Annotated in this window: 23 protein-coding genes; all 23 read left to right on the top strand. The window is 71.4% G+C overall.

Features of this window, described 5'->3' with window-relative positions:
• Window positions 1–32 precede the first annotated feature (32 nt).
• The 23 genes from DT073_RS09780 to lgt all read left to right on the top strand — a co-directional run bounded on the left by DT073_RS09780 (window position 33) and on the right by lgt (window position 21,256).
• Entirely contained in the window at window positions 33–887 is an 855-nt protein-coding gene (locus tag DT073_RS09780) for an ABC transporter ATP-binding protein (protein ID WP_124293219.1), read from the top strand.
• A complete protein-coding gene (locus DT073_RS09785) occupies window positions 884–1,936 on the top strand; it encodes an aliphatic sulfonate ABC transporter substrate-binding protein (protein ID WP_124293220.1) in 1,053 nt (350 codons plus the stop codon). The genes DT073_RS09780 and DT073_RS09785 overlap by 4 nt, the downstream gene beginning before the upstream one ends.
• Before the next feature lie 56 nt (window positions 1,937–1,992).
• Window positions 1,993–2,823: an ABC transporter permease gene (locus tag DT073_RS09790; protein ID WP_124294456.1), complete on the top strand. Its 831-nt coding sequence runs from the start codon at window positions 1,993–1,995 to the stop codon at window positions 2,821–2,823.
• Window positions 2,820–4,820: an acetate--CoA ligase gene (gene acs, locus DT073_RS09795; RefSeq protein WP_124293221.1), complete on the top strand. Its 2,001-nt coding sequence runs from the start codon at window positions 2,820–2,822 to the stop codon at window positions 4,818–4,820. Before DT073_RS09790 ends, acs begins: the two co-directional genes overlap by 4 nt.
• 28 nt (window positions 4,821–4,848) lie before the next feature.
• Window positions 4,849–6,180 (top strand): O-acetylhomoserine aminocarboxypropyltransferase/cysteine synthase family protein, encoded by a 1,332-nt coding sequence (locus DT073_RS09800; protein WP_124293222.1) that lies wholly within the window; start codon window positions 4,849–4,851, stop codon window positions 6,178–6,180.
• Window positions 6,177–6,785: a CoA-binding protein gene (locus DT073_RS09805; RefSeq protein ID WP_124293223.1), complete on the top strand. Its 609-nt coding sequence runs from the start codon at window positions 6,177–6,179 to the stop codon at window positions 6,783–6,785. The genes DT073_RS09800 and DT073_RS09805 overlap by 4 nt, the downstream gene beginning before the upstream one ends.
• A gap of 84 nt (window positions 6,786–6,869) precedes the next feature.
• Complete coding sequence (rpoZ, locus tag DT073_RS09810; RefSeq protein ID WP_124293224.1) at window positions 6,870–7,124, top strand: DNA-directed RNA polymerase subunit omega; 255 nt, start codon at window positions 6,870–6,872, stop codon at window positions 7,122–7,124.
• 82 nt (window positions 7,125–7,206) lie between these two features.
• Window positions 7,207–8,400 (top strand): methionine adenosyltransferase, encoded by a 1,194-nt coding sequence (gene metK / locus DT073_RS09815; RefSeq protein WP_124293225.1) that lies wholly within the window; start codon window positions 7,207–7,209, stop codon window positions 8,398–8,400.
• A gap of 31 nt (window positions 8,401–8,431) precedes the next feature.
• Entirely contained in the window at window positions 8,432–10,417 is a 1,986-nt protein-coding gene (locus tag DT073_RS09820; RefSeq protein WP_124293226.1) for a primosomal protein N' family DNA-binding protein, read from the top strand.
• Window positions 10,418–10,425: 8 nt separating this feature from the next.
• Entirely contained in the window at window positions 10,426–11,349 is a 924-nt protein-coding gene (gene fmt, locus DT073_RS09825; RefSeq protein ID WP_124293227.1) for a methionyl-tRNA formyltransferase, read from the top strand.
• A complete protein-coding gene (locus tag DT073_RS09830; RefSeq protein ID WP_124293228.1) occupies window positions 11,346–12,710 on the top strand; it encodes an RsmB/NOP family class I SAM-dependent RNA methyltransferase in 1,365 nt (454 codons plus the stop codon). The genes fmt and DT073_RS09830 overlap by 4 nt, the downstream gene beginning before the upstream one ends.
• Before the next feature lie 46 nt (window positions 12,711–12,756).
• Entirely contained in the window at window positions 12,757–13,455 is a 699-nt protein-coding gene (gene rpe, locus DT073_RS09835) for a ribulose-phosphate 3-epimerase (RefSeq protein WP_276310430.1), read from the top strand.
• 13 nt (window positions 13,456–13,468) lie between these two features.
• On the top strand, window positions 13,469–14,062 hold the full coding sequence (locus DT073_RS09840) for a hypothetical protein (protein WP_124293229.1): 594 nt from the start codon (window positions 13,469–13,471) through the stop codon (window positions 14,060–14,062).
• Between the two features lie 46 nt (window positions 14,063–14,108).
• Window positions 14,109–14,372, top strand: a complete 264-nt coding sequence (locus tag DT073_RS09845) for a phosphoribosyl-ATP diphosphatase (RefSeq protein WP_141938510.1) — start codon at window positions 14,109–14,111, stop codon at window positions 14,370–14,372.
• Window positions 14,373–14,413: 41 nt separating this feature from the next.
• A complete protein-coding gene (gene hisG / locus DT073_RS09850) occupies window positions 14,414–15,256 on the top strand; it encodes an ATP phosphoribosyltransferase (RefSeq protein ID WP_124293231.1) in 843 nt (280 codons plus the stop codon).
• A gap of 1 nt (window position 15,257) precedes the next feature.
• Window positions 15,258–16,052 carry an imidazole glycerol phosphate synthase subunit HisF gene (gene hisF, locus DT073_RS09855; protein ID WP_124293232.1) on the top strand — a complete coding sequence of 265 codons (795 nt, stop codon included), beginning with the start codon at window positions 15,258–15,260 and terminating at the stop codon, window positions 16,050–16,052.
• On the top strand, window positions 16,049–16,438 hold the full coding sequence (gene hisI, locus DT073_RS09860; protein ID WP_124293233.1) for a phosphoribosyl-AMP cyclohydrolase: 390 nt from the start codon (window positions 16,049–16,051) through the stop codon (window positions 16,436–16,438). Before hisF ends, hisI begins: the two co-directional genes overlap by 4 nt.
• Window positions 16,435–17,058: a Trp biosynthesis-associated membrane protein gene (locus DT073_RS09865; protein WP_240638568.1), complete on the top strand. Its 624-nt coding sequence runs from the start codon at window positions 16,435–16,437 to the stop codon at window positions 17,056–17,058. The genes hisI and DT073_RS09865 overlap by 4 nt, the downstream gene beginning before the upstream one ends.
• Window positions 17,059–17,103: 45 nt before the next feature.
• Complete coding sequence (locus tag DT073_RS09870) at window positions 17,104–17,334, top strand: DUF6704 family protein (RefSeq protein ID WP_124293234.1); 231 nt, start codon at window positions 17,104–17,106, stop codon at window positions 17,332–17,334.
• A 35-nt stretch (window positions 17,335–17,369) separates the two neighbouring features.
• Window positions 17,370–18,179, top strand: a complete 810-nt coding sequence (trpC, locus tag DT073_RS09875) for an indole-3-glycerol phosphate synthase TrpC (protein WP_124294459.1) — start codon at window positions 17,370–17,372, stop codon at window positions 18,177–18,179.
• On the top strand, window positions 18,176–19,441 hold the full coding sequence (trpB, locus tag DT073_RS09880) for a tryptophan synthase subunit beta (protein ID WP_124293235.1): 1,266 nt from the start codon (window positions 18,176–18,178) through the stop codon (window positions 19,439–19,441). The genes trpC and trpB overlap by 4 nt, the downstream gene beginning before the upstream one ends.
• The gene (gene trpA, locus DT073_RS09885; protein WP_124293236.1) at window positions 19,438–20,244 is read left to right on the top strand and encodes a tryptophan synthase subunit alpha; all 807 of its coding nucleotides are present in this window, start codon (window positions 19,438–19,440) and stop codon (window positions 20,242–20,244) included. Before trpB ends, trpA begins: the two co-directional genes overlap by 4 nt.
• 10 nt (window positions 20,245–20,254) lie before the next feature.
• Window positions 20,255–21,256 (top strand): prolipoprotein diacylglyceryl transferase, encoded by a 1,002-nt coding sequence (gene lgt, locus DT073_RS09890; protein ID WP_124293237.1) that lies wholly within the window; start codon window positions 20,255–20,257, stop codon window positions 21,254–21,256.

Genomic DNA, 21,256 nt, shown 5'->3' on the forward strand with positions numbered 1-21,256 from the left:
TCATCGGGCGCCGGGGTGGGCAGGCTGGGTGCATGCCCACCCCGGACTCCCGCGTCATCGACGTGCCCGCCGCCGGCGGACGCCGTGGCGCGGTGCGGGTGGCCGGCGTGTCGCGGACCTTCCCGACGCCGGCTCCGCTGCCCGTCCTTCGCGGAGTGGACCTCGCGCTCGCGCCCGGTGAGATCGTGGCCGTCGTCGGCCCCTCCGGGTGCGGCAAGTCCACGCTGCTGCGTCTTCTCGCGGGGCTGGACACCCCGACCGCCGGGATGATCGAGCTCGACGACGCCCCCGTCCGCGACACCGACGAGCGCACCGCGGTGGCGTTCCAGGAGCCGCGTCTCCTGCCGTGGCGCACCATCGCGGACAACGTCTCGCTGGGTCTTCCCCGCGGGGTGCGGGGGGCGGAGCGCCGTGAGCGCGTCGCCGAGCTCCTCGACCTCGTCGGTCTCGGCCACGCCGCCGATCGCCGTCCGCGGGAGGTCTCCGGCGGGATGGCCCAGCGCGCCTCCCTCGCCCGGGCGCTGGCTCGAGGTCCGGAGGTCCTGCTGCTCGACGAGCCCTTCGGGGCCCTGGATGCGCTCACCCGCCTGCGCATGCAGGACCTCCTGCTGCAGATCCACGCTGCGCGGCCCACCACCGTCCTCCTCGTCACGCACGACGTCGAGGAGGCCCTGTACCTGGCCGACCGCGTGCTGCTCCTTCGCTCGCTCGGTGGCGACCCCGCGGCATCCTCGATCGCCCGGATCGTCGACGTGCCCGGCATCCGTCCGCGCGATCGCGCCGCCCATGACTTCACCGCTCTGCGCGCCGAGCTCCTCGAGGGACTCGGCGTCGACACCCACCACAGCACGCCCGACACCCGCCGCACCGCCGAGGAGACCCGATGAGCACCATCGTCCGCCGAACCGTTCCCGCCCTCGCGATCGCCGGAACGATCATGCTCGCCACGACAGGATGCCTCGCCGGCGAGAGCGCAGACGCGTCGAACGCGGATGCCGCGGGCTCGGCCGGCGCCGAGGGTGCCGAGTGGTCCACCGACACCTTGTCGATCGACTTCGCCACCTACAACCCCCTGAGCCTCATCGTTCGCGACCAGGGGCTCATCGAAGAGGCCCTCGGCGACGACGTCACCGTCGAGTGGGTGCAGTCGGCGGGATCGAACAAGGCCAACGAGTTCCTGCGCGCCGGCTCGATCGACGTCGGCTCGACGGCGGGCTCGGCGGCGCTCCTCGCCCGCGCGAACGGCTCGCCGATCAAGGTGATCGACATCTACTCCCAGCCCGAGTGGTCGGCCCTGGTCGTCCCCGAGGGGAGCGACATCACCTCCGTCGCCGATCTGGCCGGGAAGTCGGTGGCCGCCACCCCCGGCACCGATCCCTACTTCTTCCTCCTCCAGGCTCTGGAGACGGAAGGGCTGACGATCGCCGACATCCAGCTGCAGAACCTGCAGCACGCCGACGGCCGCGCCGCCCTCGACGCCGGCTCGGTCGATGCGTGGGCGGGCCTGGACCCGATCATGGCCGCTGCCGAGGCGGAGTCGGGCGCCGAGCTGCTCTACCGCAACGTGGACTTCAACTCCTATGGCTTCCTCAATGCCACCGAGGAGTTCCTGACCGACCACCCCGACGTCGCGCAGGTCGTCGTCGACGCCTACGAGGAGGCCCGCGCGTGGGCCCTGGAGAACCCCGACGAGACCGCGGCACTCCTCGCCGAGGTCGCCGGCATCGATCTCGCCGTGGCCGAGACGGTGATCACCGAGCGCTCCAACCTCGATGTCGGCGGCATCCCCGGCGACGACCAGCTGGCGGTGCTGGAGAAGATCGGTCCGGTGCTCGTGGAGTCCGGGTCGATCCAGGGCGGTCAGGCCGCGGTCGACGACGCGCTCGCCACCCTCATCGACGACAGCTTCGCCCGCACGGCCACGGAGGACCAGTGAGCACCGACGTCCGACAGGGCCGCGCCTCGACCCTCGATCACGACCCCGACCGGAGCGTGACGACCGTCACGGCTCCTCCGGTCACCGCCCCCGTCGCTCCGGCGACGGGGGCTCCCGCGCGCCGGGAGTTCTGGGCGCGGCCCGGGATCCGCGTCATCGGCGGCCTCGTCGTCCCGGCTCTGCTTCTCCTCGCTTGGCAGGTCGCCTCCAGCACCGGGGCCATCCCGGCCTACCGGCTGCCGCCGCCCGCGACGGTGGTCACCGCCGCGATCGAGATGGCGCAGACCGGTGAGCTGTGGCTGAACATCGCGATCTCGGTGCAGCGCGTGCTGCTCGGATTCGCCCTGGGGTCGGTCATCGGCATCGCCGCGGCCGCTCTGGTGGGCCTCACCCGCATCGGCGACGTGCTGCTGAGCCCGTCGCTCGCGGCGCTTCGGGCCATTCCGTCCCTCGCGCTCGTCCCGCTCCTGCTGCTGTGGATGGGAATCGGCGAGGAGTCGAAGGTCACCCTCATCGCCATCGGCGCCTTCTTCCCGGTCTTCACCACCGTCGCCGGCGCCCTCCGTCACGTCGACGCGCACCTGGTCGAGATGGGGCGGTCGTTCAGCCTGCGCGGCTGGGATCTCTTCCGCACCATCCAGCTTCCCGCCGTCCTGCCGGCGCTCGTGTCGGGTCTGCGCCTCGGCATGGCACAGGCGTGGCTGTTCCTGGTCGCTTCCGAGCTTCTGGGCGCGGCAATGGGGCTCGGCTTCCTGCTCACGATCTCGCAGCAGACCGGACGGGTCGACCGGATCCTCCTCACGATCGTTCTGCTGGCCCTCCTCGGTGCACTCTCGAACGCCATTCTCAGCGTGGTGCAGAAGCGGCTCCTGCGGCGGTGGGTGTGACCACCCCTCAGGCCCTCGATCGCTCCGCGCTGCGCTTCGCCCCGCCGAGGGGTCTCGCCGCCGATGCCAACGTCACCGCCGAGGCCTACGAACGCGGCGCCGCTGATCCCCTCGGATTCTGGGACGATGCCGCCCGACGCCTGGACTGGACGACGCCGTGGCAGCGGACGCTGGCGTGGACGCCCCCCGATCCCGACGACCCCGCCGTGATCCCCTCGGCGACCTGGTTCGGCGGCGGACGCCTGAACGTCGCGGTCAACTGCGTCGACCGTCACGTGGCAGCCGGCCGCGGCGACACGGTGGCGCTCTACTTCGAAGGGGAGCCGGGAGATCGGCGCCGGGTCACCTACGCCGACCTGCAGCGGGAGGTCGCGCGTGCTGCGCACGCGCTGACCGCTCTGGGTGTCACGGCGGGCGACCGGGTGGTGGTGTACCTGCCGGTGCTCGTCGAGACCGTCGTCGTCGCGCTCGCGTGCGCACGGATCGGCGCCGTGCACTCCCTCGTCTTCGGCGGATTCTCGGCCGAGGCCCTCCGCTTCCGACTGCAGGACACCGGGGCCAAGCTGCTCGTCACCTCCGACGGGCAGTTCCGCCGGGGGGCGGCCGTGGAGGTGAAGTCGACGGCGGATGCCGCGGCTGAGGGCCTCGCCGACCTCGAGCACGTCCTGGTGGTGCGGCGCACCGGGCACGAGGTGCCCTGGACGACGGGGCGCGACCTCTGGTGGCACGAGATCACGGCGGCGCAACCCGACGTGCACGCCGCGAGCGACGTCGATGCGGAGCATCCGCTCTTCATCATCTACACCTCGGGTACGACCGGCCGGCCCAAGGGGCTCGTCCACACCTCGGGGGGATATCTCACCCACGCATCGTGGGCGCACTGGGCCCACTTCGACGCCAAGGCCGACGACGTCCACTGGTGCACCGCCGACCTCGCGTGGGTCACCGCGCACACGTACGAGCTGTACGGGCCGCTCTCCAACGGGCTCACCCAGGTGATCTACGAGGGAACGCCGGACACCCCCGAGCGGACGCGCCATCTGGAGATCATCGAGCGCTACGGGGTGACGGTCTACTACACCGCCCCGACGCTCATCCGCACCTTCATGGCGTGGTTCGGCGAGAGCCTGCCCGCCGGGTTCGACCTGTCGAGCCTGCGCCTCCTCGGCACCGTCGGCGAGGCGATCAACCCTGCCGCGTGGCTGTGGTTCCGCGAGACCTTCGGGCGGGGGGAGCTCCCCGTGATCGACACCTGGTGGCAGTCCGAGACCGGTGCGGCGATGGTCGCCCCGCTCCCGGGGGCGACGACCCTCGCGCCCGGCTCACCCACGCGCCCGCTCCCCGGTATCGACGTCGCCGTGGTCGATGACGACGGCGCCGAGATCGACCCGGGCGGGGCCGGCACCCTCGTGGTGAGACGCCCGTGGCCGGGGATGGCCCGCACCGTGTGGGGCGACCCCGCACGGTATCGGAGCGCCTACTGGTCGACCTTCGCCGGTCGCGGCGAGTGGGGCGGATACTACGTCGCCGGCGACGGCGCGACCCGCGACGAGGACGGCAACATCCGCATCCTCGGCCGCCTCGACGACGTCGTGAACGTCTCGGGGCACCGGTTGTCGACCATCGAGATCGAGTCGGCACTGGTCGCCCGCGACGACGTCGCCGAGGCGGGTGCCACCGGGGTGAGCGACCCGGTGACCGGCCAGCGCGTGGTCGTCTTCGCCGTCGCCGCCGGCCACGCGCGACCCGACGAGGCGACCCTCCGCGACGAGGTGGCCCGCGCGATCGGTCCGGTCGCCCGCCCCCACCGCGTGGTGTGCGTGCCGGAGCTCCCCAAGACCCGGTCGGGGAAGATCCTCCGGCGCCTGCTCGCCCAGCTCTGGGAGGCCGACCTCGATCGGCGTGCCGGGCGCGCGCCGGCGCCGCTCGGCGACACCACCTCCCTGCAGAATCCCGAGGCCGTCGCGGCGATCGCCGCGGCCCTGGCCGCCCACTGACCCCCCACTCCTCTCCGGAAAAGGACCCATGACCGACGACCATCGCTTCGGCTTCCGCACCCGCGCCCTGCATGCCGGCGGCACACCCGACGCCGCCACCGGCGCCCGGGCCGTTCCGATCTACCAGAGCACCTCGTTCGTCTTTGACGGCGCCAAGGACGCCGCCAATCTCTTCGCCCTGCAGAAGTACGGCAACATCTACTCGCGCATCGGCAACCCCACCGTCGCGGCCCTCGAGGAGCGCCTCGCCTCACTCGAGGGGGGCATCGGCGCGGTGGCGACGGCGTCGGGCATGAGTGCGGAGTTCATCACCTTCGCCGCCCTCGTCGGCGCGGGAGACCACGTGGTCGCGTCGGCGCAGCTGTACGGCGGCACGGTCACCCAGCTGGATGTCACGCTCCGGCGTTTCGGCGTGGAGACGACCTTCGTCGCCTCCACCGAACCGGCCGACTACGCCGCCGCCATCCGGCCGGAGACCAAGGTGCTCTACGTCGAGACGATCGGCAACCCGTCCGGGTCGATCGCCGACATCGAGGGACTCGCCGAGGTCGCCCACGCCTCCGGCATCCCGCTCGTCGTCGACTCGACCCTCGCCACGCCCTACCTCGCGCGCCCCCTCGAGCACGGCGCCGACATCGTCATCCACTCGGTGACGAAGTTCCTCGGCGGACACGGGACGACCCTCGGCGGGGTGGTGATCGAGAAGGGCACGTTCGACTGGGGCAACGGCAAGTTCCCGCAGATGACCGAGCCGGTGGCCTCGTACGGCGGGATCCGGTGGTGGGACAACTTCGGCGAGTACGGCTTCCTCACCAAGCTCCGCAGCGAGCAGCTGCGGGATATCGGACCGGCACTGAGCCCTCAGTCGGCGTTCCAGCTCCTGCAGGGAGTCGAGACGCTCCCGCAGCGGATCGACGCCCACCTCGCCGGGGCGCGCATCGTCGCCGAATGGCTGAACGAGGACCCCAGGGTCTCCTACGTGACCTGGGCGGGGCTCCCCGAGCACCCCCATCACGAGCGTGCGGAACGGTACCTTCCGCTCGGCCCGGGCTCGGTCTTCGCCTTCGGCATCCGCCCCGCGAGCACCGGCGGCGGGATCGACCCCGATGCCGCCCGCGCGGCGGGGGAGCGGTTCATCGACTCCCTGCAGCTCGCCTCGCACCTGGCCAACATCGGCGATGCGCGCACCCTCGTCATCCATCCCGCCTCCACGACCCATCAGCAGCTGAGCGCCGAACAGCTGAGCGCCGCGGGTGTCCCCGCCGACCTCGTGCGCATCTCGGTGGGGCTGGAAGACCCCGAAGACATCCTGTGGGACCTCGACCAGGCCCTCACCGCCGCGACGGGAGCGACCCGATGACCGACCCGTCCTGCGCCCTGCCCACCGTCCGTTCGTCGGCCGTGCCCGACGAACAGCCCGGCACGCCGGACGGCGCGGCGTGCGCGCTGCCCTCCGCCGCCGTGCCGGGTCGCACGTGGCAGGGCCCCGGCCCGCAGGAACGCTTCGAGATCCTCCGCCGCACACGATCGGTCGCGATCGTCGGCGCCTCCGACAACCCCGCGCGCGCCAGCTTCTTCGTCGCGACCTATCTGCTGGGGAGCGCGCCGTACGACGTGTACTTCGTCAACCCCCGCGCCCACACCATCCTCGGGCGGCCCGCTTACGCGTCGCTGGCGGATCTGCCGGTCACCCCCGACCTGGTCGACGTCTTCCGTCGCCACGACGACCTGCCGGGCGTCGCGGCCGAGGCGGTCGCTGCCGGTGCGAAGACCCTGTGGTTGCAGCTCGGCTCGTGGCACGAGGATGCCGCCGCCCTCGCGGAGGAGGCCGGGTTGTCGGTCGTCATGGATCGGTGCGTCAAGATCGAACACGCGCGGTTCCACGGAGGACTTCACCTCGCGGGATTCGACACCGGCGTGATCAGCTCACGGCGGCAACTGCTCAGCCGACGCGCGGACCTGTAGAATGGTCGGATGGCGCGGCTCGGCCGACCACCCCGCGCCCGAGGACTTCTCCGCCGACATCCTTTCGAACCAGGAGGTTCAGCCATGGCCGGAACCAACCAGGGCATCATCGAGCCCCCCATCGACAGCCTTCTCGAGAAGGTCGACTCGAAGTACCAGCTCGTCATCTACGCCGCCCGTCGTGCGCGTCAGATCAACGACTACTACTCCGACCTGCACGAGGGGAACCTCTTCGACAACGTCGGTCCGCTCGTGGACTCCACGGTCGAGGACAAGCCGTTGACGATCGCCCTTCACGAGATCAACGAAGACAAGCTGCGCCTGCGGGCCGCCGAGTAAGTCGTTCTCGAGTCCCTGCCCGGGGTGGCTGTCGGCCACCCCGGGCATACTTGTGCCCGTCCCCGCGAGATCTGGAGCATCGATGACCTCACTGCGTCTGTTCACGTCCGAATCCGTCACCGAGGGGCATCCCGACAAGATCTGCGACCAGATCTCGGACAGCATCCTCGACGCGATCCTCGCCGAAGACCCGCACGGTCGGGTCGCCGTGGAGACCCTCGTGACGACGGGTCTCGTCCACGTCGCCGGCGAGGTCTCCACGGCCGCGTACGTCGAGATCCCCGCGATCGTGCGTTCCGTCGTCAACCGCATCGGCTACACCTCCAGCGACACCGGCTTCGACGGCGACTCGTGCGGTGTGAGCGTCTCGATCGGAGCGCAGTCGTCCGACATCGCCGCGGGTGTCGACAAGGCGTTCGAGCGGCGCGAGGGCGGATCGATCGACCCGAACGACGAACAGGGCGCGGGTGACCAGGGCATCATGTTCGGCTACGCCACCACCGAGACTCCGCAGCTCATGCCCATGGCAGCGTGGACGGCGCACCGCATGGCCGAGCGCCTGGCCGCGGCGCGACGCGACGGCAGCCTCCCCTTCCTCCGTCCCGACGGCAAGACACAGGTCACCCTGGGCTACGACGGGGTGGTGCCGCGCACCGTGGAGTCGGTGGTGCTCTCCACGCAGCACCACCCCGACATCTCGCAGAAAGCGCTCCGCGGTGCGGTGCGCGACGAGGTCATCGAGCCCGTGCTCGAGGCGACGGGGCTCGACATCTCGGGCGTGAAGTTCTACATCAACCCGGCGGGTCCCTTCGTCGTCGGCGGACCCAAGGGCGACGCGGGACTCACGGGTCGGAAGATCATCATCGACACCTACGGCGGCGCCGCCCGCCACGGGGGCGGGGCCTTCAGCGGCAAGGATCCCTCGAAGGTCGACCGGTCGGCGGCGTACGCGATGCGCTGGGTGGCCAAGAACGCCGTCGCCGCCGGCCTCGCCGACCGCCTCGAAGTCCAGGTCGCCTACGCGATCGGCAAGGCCAAGCCCGTCGGTCTGTACGTCGAGACCTTCGGCACGGGACACGTGCCCGACGAGGTCATCACCGCCGCCATCCGCGAGGTGTTCGACCTGCGTCCGCGTGCGATCATCCAGCAGCTCGGGCTCCTTCGTCCGATCTACGCGCAGACGGCGGCGTACGGCCACTTTGGCCGTGAGCTCCCCGATTTCACCTGGGAGCGCACCGACCGGGTCGACGACCTGCGCGCCGCCGCAGGACTGTGAGTCCGTCTGGTCCGAGAGGGCCTCGGCGCCCATGAGCGGGGCGCGGGTGGCGCGGGTCCTCATCGACTCTCCGCTGCCGCAGTTGGACCGGCTGTTCGACTACGCCGTGCCCGAGGCGTTCGCGGGGGAGGTGGCACCGGGCGTCCGTGTGAAGGTGCCGCTGCGCAGCGCCGGACGGGTCGTGGACGCCTATGTCGTGGAGGTCGATGACGAACCGGATGTCGCCGAGCGGCCGCTCTCCGACATCGACGCCGTCGTCTCGCCGGTACCGGTCCTTCCGGCGGCGCTCTACCGGCTGGCCCGTCGAGCGGCCGACCGGGCCGCCGGGTCGGCCCCCGACATCCTGCGCCTGGTGATCCCCAAGCGCATGGTGCGCGCCGAGAAGGTGTGGCTTGCGAGCGAGAGGGCGGTCGCTCCGGAGGTCTCGCCGGACGCCGAGAGCAGGGCTCGAGCGACGCTCGACCGATTCCCCGGGCTCGCGGCGGCGCTCCGCGACGGCGAGCGTCTCGCCGTCGACGCCCCGCCGCACCAGGTCCCCACCCCGTCGGGAGACGTGGGCGGGTGGGCGGACCTCCTGGCGGCCGCGGCGGTCGACACCCTCGCGGCGGGCAGGAGCGCCGTCGTGGTCGTCCCCGACCATCGCGACCAGGCGCAGATCGAGCGCGCCCTGGCCTCGCGAGTGGACGCTGCGGCCGTCGTCCGCGACGACGCGCGCCAGCCGGGCCCTGCCCGGTACGCCGGCTTCCTTCGGATGCTCTCCGACGCCCCGTGCATCGTCGTCGGCAACCGGTCCGCCGTCTACGCCCCGGTGCACCGGATCGGCCTCGTGGCAGTCTGGGATGACGGAGACCCGCTCCTGGCAGAACCGCTGTCGCCCGGCGTGCACGCGCGCGATGCCGCCCTCATCCGTCAGGAGATCGACGGCTGCGCCCTCCTCTTCGCCGGCCACAGCCGCACCACCGACGTGGAGCGGCTCGTGCAACTCGGCTTCGTCCGCGACATCCCCGCATCGCGTCGCCGTTCGCCCCGGATCGTGCTGAGCGCCACGCAGGAGGGAGAGCGCCGCGGGGTGCGCATCCCGTCGAGTGCGTTCCGGGCCGCTTCGGACGCCCTCGCCCACGGGCCGGTCCTCGTCCAGGTCGCGCGGCCCGGATACGCCCCCGTGCTGGTGTGCGCCGAGTGCCGCCGGCCCGCCCGGTGTCGGCACTGCGAGGGGCCGCTTCACGCGCGGAGTGTGGGTGCCGTGCCCGAGTGCTCCTGGTGTGCGCGCCAGGCGCGAGCCTGGACCTGCGTGCACTGCGGCTCCGAGAAGGTGCGTCTGGCCTCATCGGGAAGTGAGCGCACCGCTGAGGAGCTCGGCCGCGCCTTCCCCGGGATACGCGTCGTCATCTCCGACGGCCGCCACGTGGTGGAGGAGGTCGCTGCGGCTCCCGCACTCGTGATCGCCACCCGGGGCGCCGAACCCCCCGCGGAGGGCGGCTATCGTGCCGTGGTGCTTCTGGACGGGGAGCGGATGCTGCTCTCCGACGACCTGCGGATCGGCGAGGCGGCGCTCCGGTGGTGGTCGAACGCCGCCGCCCTCGCCGCTCCGGATGCCCCGGTGCATCTGGTCGGCGTGACCGGCGCCGTCGCCCGAGCCCTGGCGACCTGGTCGCAGGCGGCCTACGCCCGCTCCGAGCTCGCCGCGCGGGCGCCGCTTCGGATGCCGCCGGCGGTTCGGGTGGCCGCGGTCGACGGCGATGCGCAGAGCGTCGAGGCGGCGGTGACGGCGCTCCGCCAGGCCGTCCCCGCACTGGACGATGAGAGCGTCCTGGGCCCCGCCCCCCGCGGCGAGGGCGGGATGCGGGCCCTGGTGCGGTTCGACTACCGCGTCGGTGCCGACGTCTCCGAGTCCCTCCGCTCCTCCGTCGTCGCGGCCGCCCTCCGCACCCGTCGCGCCCGTGGTCGCGCCCCGGCATCCGGCGGTGCGCCGCCTACACTCAGAGTGCGGGTGGACCTGCCCGACCTCGATCTGTGAGAGCCCCTATGCGTCTCGTCTTCGCCGGAACCCCCGCACCGGCCGTGCCGTCGTTGCGCGCCCTTCACGCGTCATCCCACGACATCGTGACCGTCGTGACGCGCGATGATGCGCCCGTGGGGCGCAAGCGCGTACTGACCCCGTCGCCGGTCGCCTCCGTCGCCGACGAACTCGGTCTGCCGCTTCTGAAGACCCGTCGATTGGATGACGCGGCGACGACCGCGATCGAACGCGCCCACCCCGACCTCGGGGTCATCGTGGCCTACGGCGGCCTCGTGCGCGAGCCGCTGCTGTCGACGCCTCGTCACGGCTGGATCAACCTCCATTTCTCGCAGCTGCCGCGGTGGCGGGGTGCCGCGCCGGTGCAGCACGGGCTGATCGCCGGCGACGCCGAGATCGCCGCCAGCGTCTTCCGGCTCGTGGCCGAGCTCGATGCCGGCGATGTCTTCGACGAGGTGGTGCTCCCCACACCCGACGGTGCCACGGCAGGGGAGGTGCTGGAACTCCTCGCCGACCGGGGCGCGACTGTTCTGCGTGCGGTCGTCGATGCGATCGCCGACGGCTCGGCGACGGCGCGGCCCCAGCAGGGCGCACCGACGTTCGCGCCCAAGCTCGGCGACGCCGACGGTCGCCTCGACTGGAACGGCACGCGCGACGAGGTGCTCCACCGGTTCCGCGGGGTGACGCCCGAGCCGGGCGCCCATACAACCCTCGACGGCGCTCGGGTGAAGGTGCTGCGTGCCCGGGCGGCCGCTCCCGACGCGCCCCGGCTGTCACCGGGGCGTCTGACGGCACACGGTCGCGCAGTCATCGTGGGGACCGCCACCGAGCCCGTCGTGCTCGAGACCGTCCAGCCTGCCGGGCGCGGGCCGATGGTCGCCGGTGACTGGTTCCGCGGACTCAGGCAGAGCGAGCCGGTGCTGGGATCATGAGCGCCCTGAATCCCGCACGACTCGTGGCCTTCGAGACGATCCGCTCCGTGCACGACTCCGATGCCTACGCCAATCTGCTCCTTCCCACCGCGATCCGCCGCGCCGGGCTCGACGCCGCCGACGCAGGGCTCGCGACCGAGCTCACCTACGGAACGCTCCGACGGGAGAACACCTACGACGCGGTCATCGCCGTCGCCGCCGCCCGCGCGGTCGACCTCATCGATCCGCCCGTGCTCGATGCCATCCGTCTCGGCGTCCACCAGTTGCTCTCGACCCGTGTCGCGTCGCACGCGGCCGTCAACGAGTCGGTCGAGCTCGCCCGCCGCGCTGCGGGACGAAGCGCCGGGGGCTTCGCCAACGCGGTGCTCCGGCGGGTCTCACGCGACACACCGGGCGATTGGATGACCCGGATCGGCGAGACGGCGCGCTCCGACGACGAGCGACGGGGCCTGCTCACCTCCCACCCCGTCTGGGTCGTGCGCGCCTTCCGCCGGGCGCTGGCAGCCGAAGGACGCGCCGATGAGCTCGATGAGCTCCTTCACGCCGACAACGTCTCACCGCGGGTGACCTTCGCCGCCCTCCCGGGGCTCGCCGAGGTGCCGCAGGGCGCGCGGCGCACCGACTTCTCGCCCGTCGGGTTCCGCTCGCCCGGCGGCGACCCCGAAGCCCAGGTGACCGCGTCGGGCGGTCGCATCCGCGTGCAGGACGAGGGATCGCAGATCGCCGCCCTCGCTCTCACCCGGGCCCGTCCCGCGCGGGCGGGGGAGCGGTGGCTCGACCTGTGCGCGGGTCCGGGTGGGAAGACGGCGATCCTCGCGGCCGAGGCTCTCGCGGCAGGCGCACAGCTCGAGGCCAACGAGGTCAATCCCGCCCGTGCGGGACTGGTGCGGCAATCCGTCGCCGGGGTGCCGCTGGATGTCCCGGTCAGCGAGGAGGACGGTCGCACCCGGGCACGCGCCGGCGGGTACGACCGCATCCTCGTCGATGCTCCCTGCACGGGGCTCGGTGCGCTGCGCCGGCGGCCGGAGGCCCGCTGGCGCAAATCACCGTCTGACGTCGCCGACCTCGTCGATCTGCAGCGCGGGCTCCTCGATGCGGCCATCGACGGGCTGACGCCCGGGGGCCTGGTGGCCTATGTCACCTGCTCGCCGCACCTCGCCGAGACCGCGGGCGTCGTTGCGGACATCGTCCGAGCCCGCGGCGACGACGTCGAGGAGCTCGATGCCCGCGCCGTCATCACCGCGTTCAGCGCGAGCGACCCCGACCTCCTGCCCCAGGCCGACGGATCGGGCCGCGCGCAGCTGTGGCCGCACCGGCACAACACCGACGCGATGTCGATCTCGCTGCTTCGGCGGCGCTGACGATCGCACAGCGGGCACCGCCGCGGTGTGCCGACATAATGGTCCGGTGCACGCCGACCACGACTCCGCCGCAGCGGTCAGGATCAATCCCAGCATCCTGGCCGCGGACTTCGTCCACATGGCCGACGATCTCGCCCGCATCGCCGCCGCGGATTTCGTGCATGTGGACGTCATGGACAATCACTTCGTCCCGAATCTGACCTTCGGTCCGCAGATGGTCCAGCGCATCCAGGACACCAGCCCCGTCCCGCTCGATGTCCACCTCATGATCGACGACCCCGAGCGGTGGGCGCCGGGGTACGCCGAGATCGGCGCCGCCTCGGTGACCTTCCACCTCGAGGCGGCGAGCGAACCTGTGGCCGTCGCACGGCGTCTGCGCGCGATCGGCGCCCGGGCCGGGGTCGCCGTCAAGCCCGCGACCCCGGTCGAGTCGCTCTACGACGTGCTCGACGAGTTCGACCAGATTCTCGTGATGACCGTCGAACCGGGATTCGGCGGGCAGTCCTTCCTGCCCGAGACGATGCCCAAGCTCAGCGCCCTCGCGGCCGAGGCCAGACGACGCGGGTCGGAGGTGTGGCTGCAGGTCGACGGCGGCATCGGCGAATCCACCATCGCGCAGGCCGCCGAGGCCGGTGCCGACACCTTCGTCGCGGGGTCGGCGGTCTTCGGCTCCGACAACCCCGAGCGGGCGATCATCGCGCTGCGTGATCAGGCACGCCATCACCACCGTCATTCCCGCCGCTGATCGGAGAACGCCCATGACCGACCGCTCCGAGGACCGGCCCGCAGCTCCCGGGCCGGATCCCGCCGACGGTGGCACCGAGGCGGCGACACCCTCGAGCACCGAGGCGCTCCGCGTGGCAGGGGTCCGCGGAGCGAGGTGGCTGCTGTCGGCCTACAGCGGTGAGCACGGCATCTACGGCGTGGTGCTCGTCACCGCCCTCATCGGCGCCGAGATCGAGGCGCCCACCGACCTCGACGTCATCTGGTTCGTCGCCGGAACCGTCGGGGTCTTCTGGCTGGCGCACATCTACGCCGCCGTCGTCGCCAGCCGGGCCCGCAGGCCCGTGCCCCCGCTCCGCGAGGGCATCCGCGACGGTGTGCGCCACTCCGGCGGGATGGCACTGGCGATGCTCATCCCGGTCTTCCTCCTCGCCACCGGGACCTGGGGTGTGCTGGACGAGTGGACGGCCTACTTCCTCGCGCTCGGCAGCGGTGTGGTCATCCTGGGGCTGATCGGCTACCTCAACGCCCGGCGCAACGGTGCGACGTGGCCGTGGCGGATGCTCGGCGTCCTCGCGACGACGCTGCTGGGGCTGCTCGTCATCGGCCTCAGCATCCTCGTCCACTGACACCCCGCCGCGCCGGTCGGGTCCGCCCGTTCGCTACCCTGGCATGGTGAAGACTTTCGACGCGCTGTTCGCCGAGCTCACGGCGAAGGCCGTCGAGCGTCCCGCCGGATCGGGGACCGTCGCCGAGCTGGATGCCGGCGTCCACGCCATCGGCAAGAAGATCGTCGAAGAGGCCGCCGAGGTGTGGATGGCCGCCGAGTACGAATCCGATGAGCGCACCGCCGAGGAGATCTCACAGCTGCTGTACCACCTGCAGGTGATGCTCGTCGCGAAGGGACTCACGCTCGAGGACGTGTACCGACATCTCTGAGCGGTCCTCCCGTCCGTCCTCTCTCCCGAAAGCCATCCCACATGCTCAGAATCGCCGTGCCCAACAAGGGCTCCCTCGCCGACACCGCCTCGGCGATGCTCCAGGAGGCCGGGTACACCGGCCGACGTGATCCGAAGGATCTGCACGTCATCGACCCTGAGAACGAGGTCGAATTCTTCTACCTGCGTCCGAAGGACATCGCCACCTACGTCGGTTCCGGCGCGCTGGATGTCGGCATCACCGGTCGCGACCTGCTGCTGGATGCCCGCATGCCGGGCGCCCGCGAGATCGAAGCGCTCGGCTTCGGCGACTCGACCTTCCGCTTCGCCGGGCCCCCCGGCCGCTTCACCGATGTCGACGACCTCGAGGGTGTGCGGGTGGCGACCGCCTACCCCGGGCTCGTCGACGGCTTCCTCGACGAGCGCGGGGTCGCCGTCGATCTCGTTCCGCTGGACGGCGCGGTCGAGTCGGCCGTGCGCCTCGGGGTGGCCGACGCGGTGGCCGATGTGGTCTCGACGGGGACGACGCTGCGTCAGGCCGGGCTGGAGATCTTCGGACCGGCGATCCTGCAGTCCGAGGCGGTGCTCATCGGGGCGCCGGTCGAGGCGGAGGGGACCGAGACCCTGCTGAGGCGCTTGCGCGGAGTCATGGTCGCTCGCCGATACGTGCTCATCGACTACGACCTGCCCGCCCGGCTCATCGACGAAGCCGTCGCGGTGGCACCCGGCATCGAGTCGCCGACCATCTCGCCGCTGCGCGATCCGGAGTGGGTCGCGGTGCGCGTGATGAGCCCGCGCAAGGGTGTGAACCAGGTGATGGACGCCCTGTACGCCATCGGTGCGCGGGCGATCCTCGTGACCGAGATCCACGCGGCGAGGCTCTGAGATGACCCTGGCCACCCGCGTCATCCCCTGTCTCGACGTCGCCGGCGGCCGCGTCGTGAAGGGCGTGAACTTCGTCGATCTGCGTGACATGGGCGACCCGGTCGAGCTCGCCAAGGCCTACTTCGACCAGGGCGCCGACGAAGTCACCTTCCTCGACGTGACCGCGACCGTCGACGAGCGTGCCACGACCTACGATGTCGTCCAGCGCACGGCGGAGCAGGTCTTCATCCCCCTGACGGTCGGCGGCGGAGTGCGATCGACCGACGACGTCGCACGACTGCTGTCGGTGGGAGCCGACAAGATCGGCGTGAACTCCGCCGCGATCGCGCGTCCCGATCTGCTCGACGAGATCGCCGACCGCTTCGGCGCGCAGGTGCTGGTGCTCTCGCTCGATGTCAAGCGGGTCTCACCCGATCGGCGTGCCGGCTCGGCGTCGGGCTTCGTGGTGACCACGCACGGCGGGCGCACCGAGACCGACCTGGATGCACTCGTCTGGGCCCGAGAGGCTGTGGAGCGGGGAGCGGGCGAGCTGCTGGTCAACTCGATCGACGCCGACGGAACCAAACAGGGTTTCGACCTGGAGCTGATCGCGGCGATGCGCGAGGTGGCTCGCGTTCCCGTCATCGCCTCCGGTGGCGCGGGCGCCCTCGAGCACTTCGCTCCGGCCATCACGGCCGGAGCCGACGCGGTGCTGGCCGCCTCGGTGTTCCACACCGGTCAGCTGCGGGTCGGCGAGGTCAAAGAGGCGATGGCGCGCCACGGCATTCCGGTCCGGCGAACGGAGAGGGATCGATGACCGAGGCCGAGCTTTCCGGAGACGTCGAGGACCGCATCGCTCGCGTCCGCTTCACCGATGACGGCCTCGTCGCGGCGATCGTCCAGCAGTGGGACACCCGCGAGGTGCTCATGCTCGGATGGATGGATGCCGAGGCGCTGCGTCGCACGCTGACCGAAGGTCGGGTCACGTTCTGGTCGCGATCGCGACAGGAGTACTGGCGCAAAGGCGACACCTCCGGCCACGCGCAGTTCGTCCGCGGCGCGCGACTGGACTGCGACGGCGACGCGATCCTCGTCGAGGTCGATCAGATCGGCGTCGCCTGTCACACCGGCACCCGAACGTGTTTCGACGCCGACGATCTGGACCCGGCGGTCGGCACCGCGCCCGTCGGCGATCCGTCGTGAGTGCCTCCGGAGGGGTGCGCGGCGGTCCGTCCGTCCGTCCTCGTTCGCTGGCGGTGCTGCTGATCCTGGTGGCCGGTGCGACCGGGGTGATCGCTTCGACCCAGACCTGGCTGACGGTGACCATCGAGGACGGGGCGCGCGACCTGCTCCCCGTCAGCGGCGCGGCAGCGCTTCCCGTGCTCGCGCCCCTCAGCCTGACCGCCCTGGCACTGGGCGCGGCCCTCGCCATCGCGGGCACCGTGCTGCGTTACATCTTCGGGGTCCTCACCGTCGTGATCGCCGCGACCCTCGGTGTCGTCACGGGTGTCGTCGCCCTCACGGCACCCGTTGCCTCCGTCGTCTCGGCGGTGACCGAGGCGACGGGGATCGCGGGCGTCGAGGCCGTGGGCGATCTCGTCACGGCCATCGCCACCACGCCGTGGCCGCTCATCACGCTCGCGGCATGCGCCGTTCTTCTCGGCGCCGGCGTGCTGATCCTCGCCACGGCGCACCGTTGGCCGGGCGCGGGGCGGAAGTACCGCACGACCGCGGAGGTCGTACCCGACGGCGCGGCCACGCGGCGCACCGAGGCGATCGACTCGTGGGATGAGCTGTCGCGCGGACAGGATCCGACGGTCTGACCGATAGACTGGCGGTGGTGTGTCCCGGCGTCCTGGAGGATATTCATGAGCAACCACATCGGTGATCCCGGCCACGGCAATTCGCCGGCGGCATGGACGGCTGTCGTCATCATGCTCGTCGGCTTCACCGTCGGAACCGTCGCGTTCTTCTTCGACGTGCCGGTGGTGGTGTGGGCCTCGGCCGGTCTGGTCGTCGTGGGTCTGCTCGTGGGCTGGGGCATGTCGAGAGCCGGCTACGGCGTCGGCGGGGCCAAGACAACGGCGAAAGAGCATTGAACGCGGGCGCTGGGCGAACATCGGCGGGCATCGATCTGCTCGCCGAACTGACGGCCGGCGCCGTCGCGGACGCCGAGCGTCGCTCCGCGGACACCCCGCTGGCTCAGGTGGAGCGCACCGCGCTGGCCCGCCCCGCGGCCAAGGATGCGCGCGCTGCGCTCGCCCCGAGCGCCGGGGTGAAGATCATCGCGGAGGTCAAGCGCGCGAGTCCTTCGCGCGGGCCGCTCGCCGACATCCCCGACCCCGCCGCGCAGGCGCGGCGGTATCAGCAGGGCGGCGCCTCGGCCATCTCGGTCCTCACCGAGGAACGTCGCTTCTCGGGTAGCCTCGCCGACCTCGACGCCGTCGTGGCGGCGGTCGATCTGCCCGTTCTGCGCAAGGACTTCATCGCCACCGAGTACCAGGTCGTCGAGGCCCGAGCCGCCGGGGCCGACCTGGTGCTCCTCATCGTCGCCGCCCTCGCGCAGGATGACCTCGTCCGGCTGCACCGCCTCATCGGCGAGCTCGGCATGACCGCTCTCGTCGAGACGCACAGCGCCGACGAGGTGTCCCGGGCGATCGACCTCGGCGCGTCGGTGATCGGCGTCAATGCCCGCGACCTGTCGACGTTCGAGCTGGACCGTGACCTGTTCGGGCGCCTGGAACCCCTCATCCCCGAAGGAACCATCCGCATCGCGGAATCTGCGGTGTCGTCTCCGGACGACGTCGCGCACTACCGCGATCACGGTGCCGACGTGGTCCTCATCGGCGAAGCCCTCGTGACGGGCGACCCGGTGGCGACCCTCGGTCGGTTCCTCGCGGCGGGAGACCATCCCGCCGGCCGAAACCGGAAGGAGCGGACATGAGTCTGCGTGAAGCCGCAGGGCCATTCTTCGGCGAGTTCGGCGGGCGGTTCATGCCCGAATCGCTCATCGCCGCCATCGACGAGCTGAGCGCGGAGTACGACCGCGCGAAGAACGACCCGGTTTTCCAGGAGGAGTTCCTCGAACTGCTGCGCAGCTACGCGGGTCGACCGTCCATCATCACGGAGGTGCCGCGGTTCGCCGCGCACGCCGGTGGTGGCCGGGTGTTCCTCAAGCGCGAGGATCTCAACCACACCGGTTCGCACAAGATCAACAATGTCCTCGGGCAAGCCCTGCTCACCCGCCGCCTCGGCAAGAAGCGCGTCATCGCCGAAACCGGCGCCGGCCAGCACGGCGTGGCCACGGCGACGGCGGCGGCGCTGTTCGGCCTCGAGTGCACCATCTACATGGGCGAGGTCGACACCGAGCGCCAGGCGCTGAACGTCGCACGGATGCGCCTGCTCGGGGCCGAGGTCGTTCCGGTGACCACGGGCTCGCGCACCCTCAAGGACGCGATCAACGAGGCCTACCGCGACTGGGTGTCCAGCGTCGAGACGACCAACTACATCTTCGGCACGGCCGCGGGTCCCCACCCGTTCCCTGCCATGGTGCGCGATTTCCAGAAGGTCATCGGCGAAGAGGCGCGCCGGCAGCTCCTCGACGAGGTCGGTCGACTGCCCGACGCGGTCTTCGCGTGCGTGGGCGGGGGATCGAACGCGATCGGCATGTTCGACGCCTTCCTGGATGACGCCGATGTGCGCCTCTACGGGGTCGAAGCCGCCGGCGACGGCGTGGACACCGTACGCCATGCGGCGTCCATCGAGCGGGGCCGCCCGGGCGTCCTCCACGGCGCGAAGACCTTCGTCCTGCAGGACGAGGACGGGCAGACCGTGGAGTCCCATTCGATCTCCGCGGGCCTGGACTATCCGGGCGTCGGACCCGAGCACGCATGGCTCGCCTCGATCGGTCGGGCAGACTACATCCCCGCCACCGACGCCGAAGCGATGGCGGCGCTGCGGCTGCTCTCCGAGACGGAGGGCATCATCCCCGCCATCGAGTCGGCGCACGCTCTGGCCGGCGCGATGCGCATCGGCGAGCAGCTGGGCCCCGATGCCGTCATCGCGATCTGCCTCTCCGGCCGCGGGGACAAGGACATGGACACCGCGGCACGCTACTTCGAGCTCTACGACGCAGGGATCGATCTCGCGGCAGCGGCGGCCGAACCCGTCGTCGACGCCGCCAAGGGCGAGGGCGTGAAGCTGTGACCTCATCCGTCTCGGCGGCGATCGACGCCGCCAAGGCCGATGGTCGCGGTGCCCTCGTCGGATACCTTCCGCTCGGCTTCCCCGACCTGGCCACGAGCATCGATGCCGCTGTCGCCCTGGCGGAGGCGGGAGCCGACGTCCTGGAGCTCGGCCCGCCGTATTCCGATCCGGTCATGGACGGCACCGTGATCCAGGAGGCGACGCAGACGGCACTGGCCGCCGGGTTCCGCCTCCGCGACACGTTCACCGCCGTCGCCGAGATCACGCGGCAGACCGACACCCCGGTGCTGGTGATGACGTACTGGAACCCCGTGATGCAGTACGGGGTCGACCGGTTCGCCGACGACCTGCACTCGGCCGGGGGAGCGGGACTGATCACGCCCGACGTCACTCCTGACGCTGCCGGGGACTGGATCGCGGCGTCCCGCCGCACCGACCTCGACCGGGTCTTCCTCGCCGCTCCCACGTCCACCGACGAGCGTCTCGACCTCATCGCGTCGAACTCGACGGGATTCGTCTACACGGTCTCCACGATGGGGATCACCGGCGTCCGCGAGGACCTCGACGCCGCCGCCCGAGGCCTCGTCGCGCGCCTGCGCGCGCACGGCGCCGAGCGCGCATGCGTCGGCATCGGCATCTCCAACGCCTCCCACGTTTCCGGCGTCCTGGAGTACGCGGACGGCGCCATCGTCGGAACGGCCCTCGTCCGCGCCCTGCGCGACGGCGGCATCCCCGCCCTGCGAGACCTCGCCGCCGAGTTGCACGAGGGCACGATGTCCGCGGGCGCCGGACGCCCCGCTTAGACTCGAATCCATGTCGTTCGCCCTCTCGAGCGCGGGAACCTCCGTGCTCGCCAGCATCCCGAGCCCCGAGATCAGCTTCATCCAGCTGGGACCGCTCCGCGTCTACTTCTACGCGCTGTGCATCATCGCCGGCATCGTGGTGGCGGTCCTGCTCACGAACCATCGACTGACCAAGCGCGGCGCAGAGCCGTGGGTCGTCATCGACGTCGCCCTTCTCGCGGTGCCGCTGGCCATCGTCGGCGCCCGGATCTTCCATGTGCTCACCCACCTGGGCTTCTACTTCTACGAGGGCTCGAACCCGTGGAACCCCCTCCAGCCCGGCTCGGTCTGGGCCATCTGGGAGGGCGGGATCGCCATCTACGGTGCGCTGATCGGCGGCGCGGTCGGCGCGTGGCTCGGCTGCCGTTGGACGGGGATCCGCTTCTGGTCCTTCGCGGATGCGCTGGCCCCCGGCATCCTGCTCGCGCAGGCCATCGGGCGCTTCGGGAACTGGTTCAACCAGGAACTGTTCGGCCTTCCCACCGACCTGCCGTGGGGTCTGGAGATCGACTCCGACAACGCCGCGTTCCCCCCGGGGCTGCCCGCCGATACGCTGTTCCACCCGACCTTCCTCTACGAGGTGATCTGGAACACGGCGGGCGTCTTCGTGCTGCTGTGGGCGGGGAAGCGTCTGCGGATGCAGTGGGGACGGCTGTTCGGCCTCTACCTGATCTGGTACAGCGCCGGCCGCATCGTGTGGGAGTCGATCCGCATCGATCCGAGCGACATCTACCTGGGGCTGCGCACCAACGTCTGGGCCGCGATCTTCGGCGTCATCGTGGGTCTGGCCATCATCATCGTGCAGCGTCGGCGCCACCCCGGCACCGAGCCGTCGCCCTATGTGGCCGGTCGGGAGTGGAAGGGCCGGGGCACGGTACAATCGCAGGACACCAACGACTTCGTCGACCTCAGCGAACCACCGGCGAACGAGGTCGCCGAGAGCGATGCCACAAGCACAGCCGCCAAGAAGTAG

It is taken from the genome of Microbacterium sp. ABRD28, assembly GCF_003850245.1.
GTDB lineage: Bacteria > Actinomycetota > Actinomycetes > Actinomycetales > Microbacteriaceae > Microbacterium.